At 45.1% G+C, this 15945-nt stretch carries 5 protein-coding genes; 3 read left to right on the top strand and 2 right to left on the bottom strand.

Annotation, left to right across the window (positions count from 1 at the left end; all coding sequences use genetic code 11):
- Window positions 1–231 precede the first annotated feature (231 nt).
- Complete coding sequence (locus tag J7545_RS05795) at window positions 232–927, bottom strand: aldehyde oxygenase (deformylating) (RefSeq protein ID WP_271938620.1); 696 nt, start codon at window positions 925–927, stop codon at window positions 232–234.
- 380 nt (window positions 928–1307) lie between these two features.
- The gene (locus tag J7545_RS05790) at window positions 1308–2366 is read right to left on the bottom strand and encodes a hypothetical protein (RefSeq protein WP_318719285.1); all 1059 of its coding nucleotides are present in this window, start codon (window positions 2364–2366) and stop codon (window positions 1308–1310) included.
- A 63-nt stretch (window positions 2367–2429) separates the two neighbouring features.
- Here J7545_RS05790 and J7545_RS05785 point away from each other — a divergent pair, with 63 nt between their 5' ends.
- The 3 genes from J7545_RS05785 to J7545_RS05775 all read left to right on the top strand — a co-directional run bounded on the left by J7545_RS05785 (window position 2430) and on the right by J7545_RS05775 (window position 15939).
- A complete protein-coding gene (locus tag J7545_RS05785; protein ID WP_318719284.1) occupies window positions 2430–8018 on the top strand; it encodes a PAS domain-containing protein in 5589 nt (1862 codons plus the stop codon).
- A 420-nt stretch (window positions 8019–8438) separates the two neighbouring features.
- Complete coding sequence (locus J7545_RS05780; RefSeq protein ID WP_413038596.1) at window positions 8439–9518, top strand: response regulator; 1080 nt, start codon at window positions 8439–8441, stop codon at window positions 9516–9518.
- A 223-nt stretch (window positions 9519–9741) separates the two neighbouring features.
- Window positions 9742–15939, top strand: coding sequence for a PAS domain S-box protein (locus J7545_RS05775; RefSeq protein ID WP_318719282.1), 6198 nt, complete (start codon window positions 9742–9744; stop codon window positions 15937–15939).
- Window positions 15940–15945: the final 6 nt, after the last annotated feature.

The raw sequence follows: 15945 nt of genomic DNA, 5'->3' as shown, positions 1-15945 counted from the left end.
ATTTTTCTGCGCCGTTGCGGATTTCGCAATCTTTGAAGTTAGGCTTTCTGTTTCCATCGTCGCGGGTGGGTCAGTGACCCATTTCATTCTACTGTAAAGCCGTCCTAAAAGGACGGGGTTTTAGACCCATTTTTCTGATAAAAAGACCGATCAGATGGATCGGTCTGACCGGTAGGTTTCCTCAAATCTAAGAAAGAAATGGGTCGTCAACTCAAGGCTTCTGAGGCGAGATTAGACAGATACTAACCCATAAGCAGACATTCGCATGATCTCTCCTGTGGTAAAGCCAATATTGGCTAGGGCTTCACCGTAGGCAATCATGAAGTCTTCAATTAAGGACTCTTTTTCCATCGCCAGGATTTTAGCATCCTTTTCCACTTGATTGAGCATTTTCCAGACGATGGGTAGATTTTGGCGGTTGGCTGCTTGCAGTTCTGCTTTAGAGTCTTCAAAGTGGGCTTTGAGCCATTCTTCACCAAAGTTGAGATGGAGATATTCATCTTTGACCACTCCTTCGGTGATTTTGCGAGCGAAGGGGTCAGCTACCGGAATATAGATATTGTAGGCGGCGATCGCAAAGCACTCAATAATCAAGGATTGAATCAGCAGACAGGTAACCACCTTGTCTTCTGCTAGGGCATCCTGGAAGTTTTGGTGCAGTTGATTAAAGTATTCTTTGGCAAACTCCATATCGGGCGTGACTTTCAAATTGTTACCGCAAGCCTGGAATCCCTTCATGTGGCGCTTTTCCATCTTCGCCAGCTTCGTCAATTCTTCTTTGTCATCGGGCAGCAGACTAGCCAAGTTAATGTAATTGTCATAGGCTTCCTGTTCCCCTTCAATGACGATCGCATTGATCCGGCTATAGGCATCTTTGTAAGTTTCGCTTTCATAGTTGAGTTCAGTGCTAACTGCAAGCTGCTGCATAGGTGATTAATCTCCTAATTCCTAATATTGATGATGTTAATCCTTAAAGATGGCAAATGTATTTATGCCTATTGGGAGGACTGACGATTGGTAGGTTTAAGTGTAACTTAACCCTTGGCCGTTTTCATCCCCTTCTGGAGCCAGAAGGATGGAGCGTCTATCTTAATCTGAGTCTCGATCTCCTTTGTCTGGAATAATTTGCCTGAATGATGACTATACCTATTGATTTATCTGATGATAGCGTAAAGCGATCGTCTATTCATTCTGGTCTGATGAGGGATAAGCAGATACGGAGATGGGGACACTGGAAAATTCCCTATTCCCTATTCCCTATTCCCTATTCCCTATTCCCATTCCCTAGTTCCCTATTCCCTAGTTCCCTATTCCCTATTCCCTAGTTCCCCCATGAGCCATTGTAGGCGGATACTCGACTGACTCTCCTGGGAGTCTGGAAGCCGATCTTGCAGGGGAACTTCCAGAATTTCACTGGTGAGAGGACCGAGTTGATTGAGCATCGATCGCAGATGGGGGGTACTCGCTCCCGTGTCTACATAGAGGCGATCGGCTAAATTTCCTAAGCGTTTCCAGGTTAAATATAACTTGGCTACAGTTTGCTCGAGTTGGGTGGCCTGTTTGAGTAATTCTGAAGCCGTACTTAAACAGCCTAACCGCAAACTTTCATCTAGGGCCATCTCTAAGTCTACTGAGGATTGACTCAGGACTTGCACTTGGGCGGCCGCATCTAAGTATTTTGCCAGACTTCGCGCCTCTGATGTCATTTGTTTAACGGTTTCTACATCCGGGTTCGCGGCGACCTCTTCTTGAATGCTTTGTAGGTGAGTATCGGGCAGTTTCCCTAATTCTTTGACTAAGGGGGCTAAATGTTTTGAGGCCATCGTTCCCGAAGCGGCTTTTTCCTTCACTTCATTGGGTAATAAATCTGAAGACATGGCCATCCACTCATCAGCCAATTGTTTCACTTCTCGTCGAGTAATGCGATCGCCACGACTAGCCGCATCCGTTACCAATTGTTGAACTTCTACCGGTGCTTTCGCCGTTTCTACAAACGCCCGTTTACTAAAATTATTAACCGCTTCCGGGTCTAATTGCCCCTCCTCGACCAAGGTATCAGCACTATTGGCCAATTGAATCAAAGCATAGGCTTGGCTTTTCGTAATTTCTTTCGATTTTAACCAATTAATAAATCCCGTTCCCCGGCCATCACCGCCCTTTTTTTCCCGATCGCGGATCGCCCGTAAAATACGCCCTCGCCAAATATCCGTTTGCAAATCAAAGCGATCGCACACCAACCACGCTGTATCGAGTTGTTGCTGAAACTCCTGATCTGGAATTTCTTCATCTTCAGGATCGGGTAAATTAAAATCCAGTTGGGGTTGTTCACCCAAAAGGGCTAATAGGTCGGTAACAGATTGATCCATGGTAAGGGGTAATCGCTAATCAGTAAGATATTCCATAATATAGATAAAACCCCCAAACCGTGAATGTTGAATTCTGGAACTGCTCTAACTCCCATAGAACTGAGGTCAGCCATTGTTCAAAACCCTCTGGTGGTCTCTGCCAATACCAACGTGCGAGAGGCGATCTCGAAAATGAGTGGCGCTCATCTATCGTGCCCAACAACCCGTACTCAAGAGACTCAACGGGATCAAATGCATTTAGAAGCCCTCTCCAGTTGTGTTCTAGTGGTGGATAATCAAAATGTCACGGGTATCCTTACTGAACGGGATATGGTGCGTTTATTAGCCCAAGACCAACCCCTGGCCTATCTGCGCGTCCAACAGGTCATGAGTCCTTTAGCGATCGCCCTCAAAGAGGACGACTTCACTGACCTATTTTTTGCCATTAATTTGTTCAGACAACACCATATTCGCCATCTCCCCATCCTTGATGCTCAAGAGAACTTGGTGGGATTAGTTACCCATGAAAGTTTACTCCAGATCTCGCGCCCCATGGATCTGTTGCGTCTGCGAGAAGTACAAGAAGTGATGAGTGCCGATGTGATTTGCACAACCCCTGAGGCATCCCTCTTCCAAATTTCCCAATTAATGGCTAACCACCAGATTAGCTCTGTCGTGATGATTCAAACTCGTCCCACCGCTACAGGTTCCCTAGCTGTTCCAGTAGGTATCATTACTGAGCGAGACCTGGTTCAATTTCATAGCTTTTATCCTCATCTGCAAGACTATACGGCTTCTAGTTTAATGAGCAGTCCCATTTTTGCGGTTAAACCCCAAGACTCTCTGTGGGCAGTGCAGAAAATTATGGAGCAATATTTTACTCAGCACCTGGTGGTGACCGGAGTGCAAGGGGAACTGCTGGGAATAGTCACTCAAAGCAATCTCTTACAAGCTCTGAATCCCCTAGAAATCTACAAGTTAGTGGAAGTTTTAGAACGTAAAGTTAACAATTTAGAAGCGCAACGGGAACGAGAGAAAGTTGTGGCCGATATTGCTAGGCGGATGGGTCAATCCCTGAATCTACAAGAAGTTTTAGAGGGGGCTATGGGGGAGATTAGACGGTTGTTCGCGTGCGATCGCGCGGTGGTATGCCAATTTCAAAGTGATGGTCATGGACATATTATTGCCGAATCTGTCGATCCTCGCTGGCCATCAGCCCTGGGACATGCGATCGCACCCTCTTGTTTTCGAGATCAAACGGCGGGAGATAGCTCCTCCCCTCTGAAGGGATTAGATCCCTATCAAGTGAAGTCTAATTTGGTTATCCCCATAATTTTAGACGATCAACCTTGGGGATTGTTAATGACTCATCAATGTGGAGACTATCGAGACTGGACGGAGGACGAGGTTGCCCTTTTAGAAGACATTGGGGTCCAACTGGCGATCGCCATCCAACATGCCAATACGCACCAAAAATTCACTCTAGAACTGAGGGCACGACAACAGGCAGAACGCTTACTGAAGGAAAGTCAGCAACAATACGTGAGTCTCGCGGAAAGCCTTTCTATTGGTATTTTTTGCACAGACAAGAAGGGTAAATACACATATGTTAATCGTCGCTGGTCTATATTAACAAGACTCTCGGAAGCTGATGCCATGGGGGATGGATGGATGCGGCTCCTCTATCCAGACGACCGGGAACGGGTGCTTAGGGCTTGGGTCAACGCCATCGAAAATCAGTGTGCTTGTGCATTAGAATACCGTCTTCAACGCCCTGATGGCAGTACCTTCTGGGTTTACAGCCAATCTACAATAGAGCGCAATAGTTATGGAGAGGTAATGGGTTATGTGGGAAGCATTACAGATATTAGCGATCGCAAACACATAGAAACCCAACTGCAACAAACCCAACAACAGTATCAAGAAGCACAAAAAAAATCCCAGATAGGAAATTGGCAATTCAATCTACTCAACAATCACTGGTCTTGCTCGGATGAAGTCTTTCGCATCTTTGAGATTACCCCCCAAAATGGTGAACCCTCCTATGAAGACTTTCTCAACCAGATTCACCCAGAAGATCGAGAAAAGGTCAACCAAGCCTACTCTCAACACCTAAAAAATTACCAACCCTACAATATTACGCACCGACTGCTGTTTGCCGATGGGCGGATCAAATATTTGCAAGAACAATGTGAAACCTTTTATGATGCCCAGAATCATCCCATTCTCTCCCAAGGAACGGTACAAGATATTACTGATCTCCGCAATACCCAATTAGAACTACAGCACCTGAACCAAAAACTGGAAGAGCGTGTAGAAGAGCGAACTTTAGCCCTACATAATTTATCGGAGCGCCTAGAGATAGCGGTTTCATCGGCTCAGATCGGGATCTGGGAATGGGATGTGACCCATAATGTTCTCACCTGGGATCGGAGAATGTATAGTCTCTATGGTTTAGACCCCTCGAATAGCAGGAATACGGTTGAACTTTGGCAAAATTCCCTCCATCCAGAAGATGCCCCAAAAGCCATCGAAGCTGTGCAAGCAGCCTTGAGGGGAGAAAAACAGTTTAATACTGAATTTCGGATTTTGCATCCTGATGGTACCATGCGCTGGGTATATGCTACGGCGATTGTGGAGCAAGATGGGCAGGGAAAACCCCAACGAATGATCGGTATTAATCGAGATATCACCCAAATCAAAATTGACTCCCAACACCGTCAAGCCTTGATGCAAGAATTGGCAAACTTTAAGTTGGCATTGGATCAAGCGGCGATCGTGGCTATTACTGATGCGAAAGGAGTCATCAATTATGTAAATGATCGCTTCTGTGAAATTTCTGGCTATACCCAAGCCGAAATCCTGGGTCAAACCCACCGCCTGATTAAATCCGGATTCCATCCCCCCGAATTTTTCCAAAACCTGTGGCAAACCATCGCCAAAGGAGAGGTTTGGCGCGCAGAAGTGTGCAACCGAGCCAAAAACGGTCGCCTGTATTGGGTCGATACCACGATTATTCCCTTCCTGGATGCCCGGGGAAAACCCTTTCAATATCTGGCGATTCGGGTTGATATTAGCGATCGCAAACAAGTAGAAATGGCGCTCTCACGCAGTAACCAACTGCTCAATGCCATCAGCACAGCCCAGGCGCAATTTATCACGGCTGGTAATCGGTTAACTATTTTTGAAGGACTCCTTTCTAACTTACTTGAACTGACGAAGAGTGAATATGGTTTTATCGGTGAAGTGCGCTGTCAGGATCAGAACAGTTCTATCCTCCCTTCGACTTCGCTCAGGGAGCAGCAGGATAAGCGTCCTGAATGTAATGAAATCTTGCTAAAAATTCGTGGCGTTCCTTACCTAAAAACCTACAGTATGAGCAATGGGGTTTGGGATCAAGCTACTCCAGAATTGGAGCATATCAATACCCTGTTTGGGGCTGTGGTGATGACCGGAAAACCGGTAATGACCAATAGTCCCAACACCGACCCCCAGCACTGCGGCATTCCCGATGGTCATCCCCCCGTGAAGACCTTTTTAGGTCTGCCCTTTTACAGTGGATCGACTCTCGTGGGAATGGTGGGGATGGCCAATCGAACCCAGGGCTACGATCGCCAGATCGTAGAAGAATTAGAACCTTTTCTGAGTACCTGTAGTAACCTCATCCAAGGCTATCGCCTACAGCGCAAGCGAGAAGAAACGGAACAGGAAAATGCTCGGCAACTGGCCAGCATTGAGGCTGCGGTAGATGGTATTGCCCTTCTGAAGGGAGATTACTACGAATATTTGAACCGTTCCCATGTACAGATGTTTGGCTATGATGGGCCCGAAGAGCTAATCGGCAAGAGCTGGAGAATCTTGTATTCTGAGCAAGAACTGAAACGCTTTGAGGAAGAAATATTTCCCGTACTCCTCGAACAAGGGTCTTGGAGAGGGGAGGCAATAGCCACTCGTAAAGATGGATCGACCTTTAATGAATATCTCTCCCTGACGCTCACGGGCGATGGGACACTCATTTGTGTCTGTCAAGATATTACCGATCGCAAACAGGCGCAAGCCCAACTGGAACCCCAGATGGCAGCCATTGAAGCGGCGATCGATGGGATAGCGATTCTCAAAGATGATCGCTATATCTTTATCAACCAAGCTCACCTGAGCCTCTTTAACTTTACTGATCCCCAAGAATTGCTCGGACAAACTTGGCGCAAGCTCTACGCTCCCGAACAAATCCAATTCTTTGAAGAGCAAGTCTTTCCTGTCCTGGACGTGAAACACCAATGGCGAGGCACTACCGTTGCTCTACGGCAAGGTGAACCTTTTGCCCAAGAACTCTCCCTTACTCTCACGGACAATGGGTACTTAATTTGTGTGTGTCGAGATATTAGCGATCGCCAAGCGGCTGAACAACAACTTCTAAAAACCAACCAAGAACTCGCCCGCGCCACTCAACTCAAAGATGAATTCCTGGCCAATATGAGTCACGAACTTCGCACTCCTCTCAATGCCATCCTGGGAATGACGGAAGGACTGCAAGAGCAAATCTTTGGCGAAATTAATGAACGACAGCTCAAAGCAATACAAACTATTGAGCGTAGTGGTTCCCATCTACTAGAGCTAATTAACGATATTCTGGATGTCGCTAAAATCGAATCAGGGCAAATAGAACTAGAATACCGTCGTGTCCCAGTTGCCCCCCTATGTACCTCTAGTCTGGCATTTGTCAAACAACAAGCTCTGAAAAAAGGCATTTTTCTAGAAACCCAGATCGCCAAGAATTTACCCGATCTTTGGGTCGATGAGCGCCGTATTCGCCAAGTATTAATTAACTTGCTCAATAATGCGGTGAAATTCACTCCGGACGGAGGCAAAATTACGCTCAAAGTAGTGAGTCGGCATTCCTTGAGTCAGGAAGAACCTCTGTGTTTTCCGGAAATTCGCAATGTAAATGCATTTTATGCAGAAGGGGACTCCGATCGCCAAGATCCGGGATTCACGATTCATCATTATCTACGCATTGGTATCAGCGATACGGGAATTGGGATTGCGCCAGAAAACCTAGAAAAACTCTTTAAGCCCTTTGTGCAAATCGATAGTGCCTTAAATCGAAAGTATACCGGGACAGGATTGGGTTTAACTTTAGTGAAGCAGATTGTGGAACTTCATGGGGGTAAAGTAGTGGTGAGGAGTAAAGTAGATTGCGGGACTTGTGTCAGTATAGATCTGCCTTGTCTGGAACTGCCCTCTATAGAAACCAACCCATCCACGGAACCGGATAGGTTTCAAGAGGCTCACGCTTCTACTGCGGCGCGATCGCCGTTAATCTTGCTCGTCGATGATAACGACGCGAATATTACGACTCTATCGAGTTACTTAAACGTGAAAGGCTATCAACTGTGCATTGGTAGAAATGGCTTAGAAGGGGTTGCTTTAGCTGCGTCAGAACAGCCCGATATTATTTTAATGGATATTCAGATGCCAGAAATGGATGGTTTAGAAGCGATCAAGAAAATCCGTCAGGATCTTCAGTTGGTGGATATTCCGATTATTGCTTTAACTGCTTTAGCGATGGAGGGCGATCGCGATCGAACCCTAGAAGCAGGAGCCAATGAATACCTGAGTAAACCGGTTAAACTCAAACAATTGGTTACTCTCATAGAGGAGCTTTTTGCTTAAACAGCCGGAGAGCAGCACATTGTACCCCAATAGTTAACGTCGGGATGAAAGCCAAAAAAATAAAGGGGTACTCTTCTTTACTGTATAGAGTACAATAGATCTAGTCAATCATCTACCCGCGACGCAGGCATAACAGAGAGCCTTGCATAACGAAATCTAATTTCAAGGAGTGGCGCATAGAGCTGCGGTAGACCGGGAAAATGACTATAGGGCAATAAGGTGTTAATTCTGGGATCTTGATTAAGGAAGTAGAGCTGGGCAAAGCCTCACTCAGAAACGGGACCTCTCGATCTAAAAACTAGATGGAGAATCCAGCACTCTACCATTGGCGAAGCCGTGCTCAAGGCACTAGGCTAGATCGGAGTGGGGAGTTGTCACCTAATCTAGACCAGACATAGGGTAAATAAACAGATGAATCAGATCAATGAGTCTTCTATTTTAATTGTTGATGATGAACCCGATAATTTTGATGTTATTGAAACCCTATTGAGTAACCAGGACTACAACCTCTATTATGCGGCCAATGGTCAAGAAGCCCTCACTTCTCTAGAAACCTACAATCCAGGCCTGATTCTCCTGGATGTGATGATGCCTGGAATTGATGGGATTGAAGTTTGTCGGCAGATTAAATCTCTGGCTAAATGGAAAGTTGTGCCCATTATTATGATCACGGCATTAAGTGAAAAATCAGACCTCGCCCGTTGTTTGAATGCAGGAGCAGACGACTTTATCAGCAAACCGGTAAATGGGATGGAACTTCGCGCTCGTATCTCCTCCATGCTCCGAATTAAGCAGCAGTATGACGAGCTAGAAAGCCTGCTCAAACTACGGGAAGATATGGTAAAAATGGTAGTGCATGATTTGCGAAACCCTCTAGGCAGTGTCTTATTTGGGTTAGAACTGCTCAGAAGTCGGGAGTATAGCCCAGAAAAACAAAAAGATAAACTCGATAGAATCTATCATTCAGCCCAAGCACTGCAAGTTTTAATTGATGATTTATTGAAAATTTCTCTTTTAGAATCGGGGAAAGTTCGCCTGAACTTACAAGAAATGGATCTAGCTGTCCTGGTGGCTTCAGCCGTTTCTAATTTTGAGGAGATTGCTGCTAATAGAAATCAAATCCTAATTACCCTCTACTCAGAAGAACCCAGAAGCATGATTGCTATTGATGAAGCGATGATCCATCGGGTATTAGATAACTTACTCTCCAATGCCATTAAGTTTTCGCCTGTCGATAGCCAAATTATTATTCACTTAAATGCTCCCGTTTCTGGGCCTATCGCGTTAGAAGTCCTGGATAGAGGTCCTGGAGTTCCAGAGTCTTTAAAAGAGAAAATTTTTGAGAAGTACGAAATTGGCAATATTTTACCCGATATTTCACAAATTGGATTAGGTCTAGCGTTTTGTAAGTTGGTCGTAGAGGCCCATGGGGGGAACATTCAGGTGAGTAATAATAAACCCCATGGCTCGATTTTTAAGATTACGCTCCCCATTAAATAATTAACGATTAACGATTAATAATTAAATGATTACGGGGAACTTGTACTGAATGATAAAGTTTCTTCGTATGGCACTATTGACTGGGTTCAGTTAATCTATGAGAGCAGAGATAGGAGAGATAGGATGACGTACGATCCTGTATTCGTCTCGCAGTGGGTCAACTGGCCTCAACCCAGAGCCATTTTTAATTTTTAATTTTTTTAATTTTTAATTGATATGAGCCATGTTTTTAAATCCGACAATCCTGACTAAACGAGGTGAGGGTTACCGTGCTATTGTCCGGAAACCTCTGGTCGCATCAACCGATACTTTGGTGAGGGAAGCGATCGCAAAAATGAGTACTGTTCATAGCAATTGTAACTTGACTCAAGGCAACCAGAGAGTTGCGGAGAACCCGTATATTCAATCGGCCTCCAGTTGTGTTATTATTACATTAAACAAGAAAGTTATCGGCATTATCACTGAACAAGATCTAGTACGCCTATTAGCTCAAGAACAACCCCTAGACCAACTCACCCTAGGAGCAGTGATGACCCATCCAGTGATTACCTTGAAAGAGGAAGAGTTCATGGATTTATTTGGCGGGATTAATTTACTCAAAGAGCATCACATTCGCCATCTACCGATTGTTGACCCTCAAGAGAACCTGGTTGGATTGGTAACAGATGAGAGTCTGAGACAACTATCTGGACCGATAGATTTATTGCGCTTGTGTCTGGTACAAGAAGTAATGACACAGCAGGTAATTTGCTTGAGTCCCCAGGATTCCCTCTTGCATATAGCCCAAGTGATGGCCAAGCATTCGATTAGTTGTGTGGCGATCTCCGAGAAAGGATTTCCTGTCGGCATTATCACGGAGCATGATTTGGTGCAATTTCATGCTTTGGGAGTCGATTTGGAACGGGCGATCGCCGAGAAGGTGATGAGTCATCCCGTGTTTACCGTGCAACCAAGGGACTCCCTATTATCTGTTCAGCAATTGATGGAGAAGTATTCGATTCGGCGTGTCGTCGTCACCTCTTCTGAAGGAAAACTCTGTGGAATTATCACAGAAACGAATCTATTGGAAGCGCTCAATCCTCTAGAACTGTATAAATTAGCTGAAGATTTGGAGCAAGAAGTAATGCACCTTGAAGCACAGAGGATAGCTTTACTCGAAGCTCGAAATGCTGAATTAGAGCGGGAAAAATTAATTGCCGATGTCGCCGCTCAGATTCGCTCTTCTCTGAGTTTAGAAACCATTTTGCAAACGACGGTGGCACAGGTTAGACCCTTACTGGAGTCAGATCGGGTGCAGATTTGGCACTGGCAACCCCATGGGGAAGTGCTAGTAGTCGCTGAATCGATTGATCAAGGACAATCCTCTCACTTGGGAGAAAGGATGTTGGGCTGTTGTCCAGAACAAATCAATCAGTCTTATGATCCTGAAGATATTGGAGCGATCGCCGATATTGAGATGATCCCCATTCCAGAATGTTATCGCCAACAGTTGAGAGATTTGCAGATCCGATCGCAAATCCTCATCCCTCTATATTGTGGTAGCCGTGAATTGTGGGGTTGGCTCAATGTCAGCGAAAGCGTCCAACCCCGGCAATGGAAACCGTCGGAAGTGAAGCTATTGCAAACTTTAGCGGTGCAATTGGAGATTGCCATTCAACAGGCAACGACCCACGAAAAGCTACAACAAGAACTCCGGGAGAAAGAAGAAGCCCAAAATCGTCTGCGCGAAAGTGAGCAACGCTACGCGAGTCTAGCAGAAGCAATTCCTGTGGGTATTTTTCGCACGGATCAATCCGGCCAGTGTATTTATGTCAATAGTAAATGGTCTGCCCTGACGGGAGTTTCCCTAGAGCAAGCCTTGGGAGATAAATGGCTATACGTGATACATCCAGAGGATCGTCCCTGGGTGAGAAATACTTGGACACAAGCCATGGAAAACCATAGCCCTTGTCAGTTAGAGTACCGCCTGCAACATTCCGATGGACGTATAATCTGGGTGTATGGACAATTGGTGGTTGAGCGAGATCATACTGGGGAAGTGGTGGGTTATGTCGGGAGTATCATCGATATTAGCGATCGCAAATCAGCCGAATTGCGTGTAGAACAAGAAAACCGTTTTTCTGGGCAAATTTTAGATCAAATGGCGGAAGGCTTATGTGTTTGTCATAACATAGAAGAATTTCCCTTTGTACGATTTACCGTCTGGAATCAGCAAATAGAACGGATTACTGGCTATAGTTTAGACGAAATCAATCGATTAGGCTGGTACCAGAGTTTATATCCTGACCCAGAGATTCAACAGCAGGCGATCGCCCGAATGGAGCAGATGCGAGACGGACATAACCTGATGGCGGAAGAATGGGAAATTGAACATAAAGATGGATCGAAACGAATAATCGCTATCTCAACCTCTTTACTCCAGGGTGAAGAAGGGACAACCCATGTGTTGGGGTTGATGCAAGATATTACCCAACGAAAACAAGCCCAAAGAGCGTTAGATAATCTGGTGGTTGGAACCGCAGCAACCACAGGAGACAATTTTTTCCCTGCCTTAGTGAAATATATTAGTAAAGCCCTGAATGTTGCCTATGCTCTAGTGTCAGAAATTGTGGGAGATCGGCTTTCTACTTTAGCCTTTTGGGGGAAAGGTCAATGGCACACCCAATTTAGTTATCCGATCGCTAATACTCCTTGCGAACAAGCTCTTGATCGGGGAGTTTATGTTTGTATTAATGCGGTTAAGGAACATTTTCCTGACGATCCCGATTTAGGAGTGCTAGGTGCTGAAAGCTATTTGGGAATTGCCATCTATAATGCTCAGGGAGAAGCGATCGGTAGCCTTTGTATTTTAGATACCCAACCTCTGCAAAATCCTCAATGGGCAGAACAGATCCTCAGAGTGTTTGCAGCTCGTGCAGGGGCAGAACTCGAACGCCAACGAGCCAGTCGCCTGCTCGAAGAACTTAATCAGCAACTGGAAAATAAAGTGATCGAGCGCACTGCTGCCTTGAAGGATCGGGAAGCTCGCTATCGAGCGCTGATGGATGGAGCTGGTGATGCTATTGTGTTAACGAATCGACAGGGCAACATTCAGGAAGTCAATATTAAGGCACAACAATTATTCGGTTATAGTCGGGAAACTTTCTGTCAAATGCACTGGAGTGATGTGTTTCCACCAGAGAGATTATCAGAGATGCAAGAGGCATTTCAGGCGATCGCCAATCAGGACATTGATCAATTATTGGATATAGAGTGCGAATCTGAAACTGGCGATCTCGTCCCTGTTGATGTTTCAACGTCTGTTATTACCATCGAAGGAGAAACCTTGATTCAGGGAATTTTCCGAGAGATTACAGCCCGCAAACAAGCCGAGCTAGAACGACAAGAGCTGATTGGTGAGTTATCGACTTTTAAGGAAGCCCTAGATCAATCTGCCCTTGTAGCCATTACTGATGCTCAAGGAATCATTACTTATGTCAATGACCAATTCTGTTCCCTATCAGGTTACTCACAACAGGAACTGATCGGCAAAACCCATCGGGTCATTAACTCAGGTCACCATAATGCAGCCTTTTTCCAAGATCTGTGGTGTACCATTAGCCAGGGTGAAATTTGGAATGGAGAAATTTGTAATCGCGCTAAAAATGGCCAATTATATTGGGTATCGAGTACCATTGTGCCCTTCGTTAATGGCCAAGGCAAGGTCTTTCAATATTTGACTATTCGCTTTGATATCACCGCTCGGAAACTAGCTGAACTAGCCTTACAAGAAAGGGAAACCCAATTATTGTTAGCATTAGAGGTCTCTGGGGCGATCGCCTGGCAACAAGATTTACGAACGAAAAGCATATACTTTTCTTCCACTCTTAATCAAGATATGCCCGTAGAAATGGACTACGATCGATCCCTCGCCCTGATTCATCCTGATGATGTTGAGAGGCTCAAGTACGCCAATCAAAAGGCGACTGAGGAACGGAGTTCTTTCCAAATTGAACATCGAGTCTGTGCCGATCCTAATCTTATCAATCCATTCTGGCATTGGTTTCAAGTGAATGCTACAGTGGTGTGCGATCAAGAGGGACAACCCATCCGCATGATTGGCATGTCTGTAGATATTACCAAACACAAATTAGCGGAACAAGAACTACAAGAAGCTAAAGAAGCTGCCGAATATGCTAATCGTGCCAAAAGTGAGTTTTTGGCTTTGATGAGTCATGAGATTCGCACCCCTATGAATGGAGTTTTAGGTCTGACTCATTTGATTCTAAAAACGGATTTAAATGAGGAGCAAAAAGACTATCTAAAAAGGATTCAGAGTTCCGCTCATTCTTTGTTGTCTATCCTCAATGATATCTTGGATTTCTCTAAGATTGAAGCAGGGAAAATGCAGTTAGAGTATGCCCCCTTTCAATTAGAATCAATTTTAGATAACTTATATAATCTGTTTTCATTTAAGGCAAAAGAAAAGGGTTTAGATCTGTTGTTTGAGGTCAATAGTAATGTCCCCAGTTATGTGATAGGGGATTTTCTGCGGTTGAGCCAAGTCCTGATTAATTTTACCAGTAATGCGGTAAAATTTACTGAAAAAGGCTGTGTAATGATTAGCATTGAGACCTTGGCCTTAAGGGAAAGGTTGGTCAAGCTTAAATTTGAAGTCAATGATACCGGTATCGGTTTAACCTCAGATCAGCTTGATACCCTGTTTGAAGCCTTTACTCAAGCAGATGCATCCATTAGTCGCAAATATCAGGGCACTGGGTTAGGATTAGCGATTTGCAAACGTCTGGTAACATTGATGGGAGGTATGATTGAGGTTAAAAGTGAGGTTAATCAAGGCACGACCTTTTCCTTTGAATTGGAATTTCCGTATCTGTGTGCTTTAGGGGATTACTCTCAATCCCTAGAGATTCCTAATTTAGCGGGTTCAAAGGCTTTAGTCGTTGACGATCATCCCTTCTCTAGGGAGATGCTCGTGAAGATCTTACATTCTTTTGGCTTGGAAGCAATGGCAGTGGGTTCTGGAGGGGAAGCGATCGCCTCTTTAGAAGCAGCAAGGGACTTAGCTCCATTTGATCTAATCTTAATTGATGCTTATATGCCCAACATGAATGGTTTGGAAACCTTAAGACGGATCAAAGCCGATCCCCTTTTGGCGGGTATTGCCCACATGTTAATGGTGACAGCTCATACGGAAGAGCGTATTCTAGAAACGGCTCCCTGGTTAGATCCGAAGGTGTTGGTCACCAAACCCATTAATCGCTCGCAATTATTGGAGACGATTCTTTTGGTTTTAGGGTACAACATCCCTTTTAATCAAAATCTATCGATCGCGTCCTCTTCTGCTTTGGATGAACAACTCAAACAGATCCAGGGCGCTCAGGTTTTGTTGGTTGAAGATAATGAGGTGAATTCGTTAATTGCACGGGAACTGTTGCAGAGTGTAGGGCTGAAGGTGGAGTGGGCGATCGATGGTAAAGAGGCAATCGCGAAGGTGCGATCGCACGCTTTCGATCTAATTTTGATGGATATTCGGATGCCTGAAGTTGATGGATTAACCGCCACTAGAGAGATTCGCTCCATGGCAGAGGAAGGGATTTTAGAAACAGAACGATTTGCGACTGTGCCGATTGTAGCGATGACTGCCCATGCGATGGATGGCGATCGGGCTAAAAGTTTAGCCGCAGGTATGAACGATCATGTCGCAAAACCCGTGAATCCCGGAGCCTTATATTCAGCTCTCCTGCGCTGGATTGCTCCAGGAATGTATACGGCACCAGAGGAGAGCAAAGAGCAAATAGAGCATATGGCTGAGGAGGAAAAGGATAGACCCGTTTATCCCTCTGTACCGGGGATTAATCTGGAAGCTGGTTTATCCCGTATGCAAGGGAACTGGCAAGGGTATCAAGGATTACTGAAGTTATTTTATCAGCACTACCAGGACTTTGGCTTATATTTCAAGGCGACGATCGGCCGCCAAGATTGGTTACCTGCACAAGAGCAGGTTCATGGTTTAAAAGGAGCAGCAGGTAATATTGGAGCTAATCGAGTATATGTCTGGGCAGTGAAGGTCGAAGAGATATTAAGGTTAGATGCTCTCAATATTGAACAGTTGCAAGCTAGTCAGGCGAGATTACTCGAAGCCTTAGATCAGGTATTAGAGGGTATTAAACATTTACCCGATACTGTCCAGGAGCAGGAGCAGAAGCAGTGGAACCAGGAGCGCATTGCCCAGTTGATTAGTCAGATTCTGGATTTACTCGAGACTGATTTGATTGAGGCGATCTCGTTAGTCGATACGTTGAAACAGGAGGCGATCGATACGCCCCTAGAACCGAAAATTCACCGACTTGAAGAGCGACTCGAAAATTTTGAAATTGAAGAAGCTCACCGCTTATTTGAAGATCTACGCACCATGCTATAGGGGAGA

Source organism: Roseofilum sp. SBFL (assembly GCF_017746885.1).
GTDB lineage: Bacteria > Cyanobacteriota > Cyanobacteriia > Cyanobacteriales > Desertifilaceae > Roseofilum.
Note: the sequence above shows the minus strand (reverse complement) of the source record. Positions and strands in the feature narration are given on the sequence as shown.

Excerpts from the sequence above, each read along its gene's own strand:
- J7545_RS05795 (WP_271938620.1), bottom strand. The coding sequence starts at position 927 with ATGCAGCAGCTTGCAGTTAGCACTGAACTCAACTATGAAAGCGAAACT.
- J7545_RS05790 (WP_318719285.1), bottom strand. The coding sequence starts at position 2,366 with ATGGATCAATCTGTTACCGACCTATTAGCCCTTTTGGGTGAACAACCC.
- J7545_RS05785 (WP_318719284.1), top strand. The coding sequence starts at position 2,430 with ATGTTGAATTCTGGAACTGCTCTAACTCCCATAGAACTGAGGTCAGCC.
- J7545_RS05775 (WP_318719282.1), top strand. The coding sequence starts at position 9,742 with ATGTTTTTAAATCCGACAATCCTGACTAAACGAGGTGAGGGTTACCGT.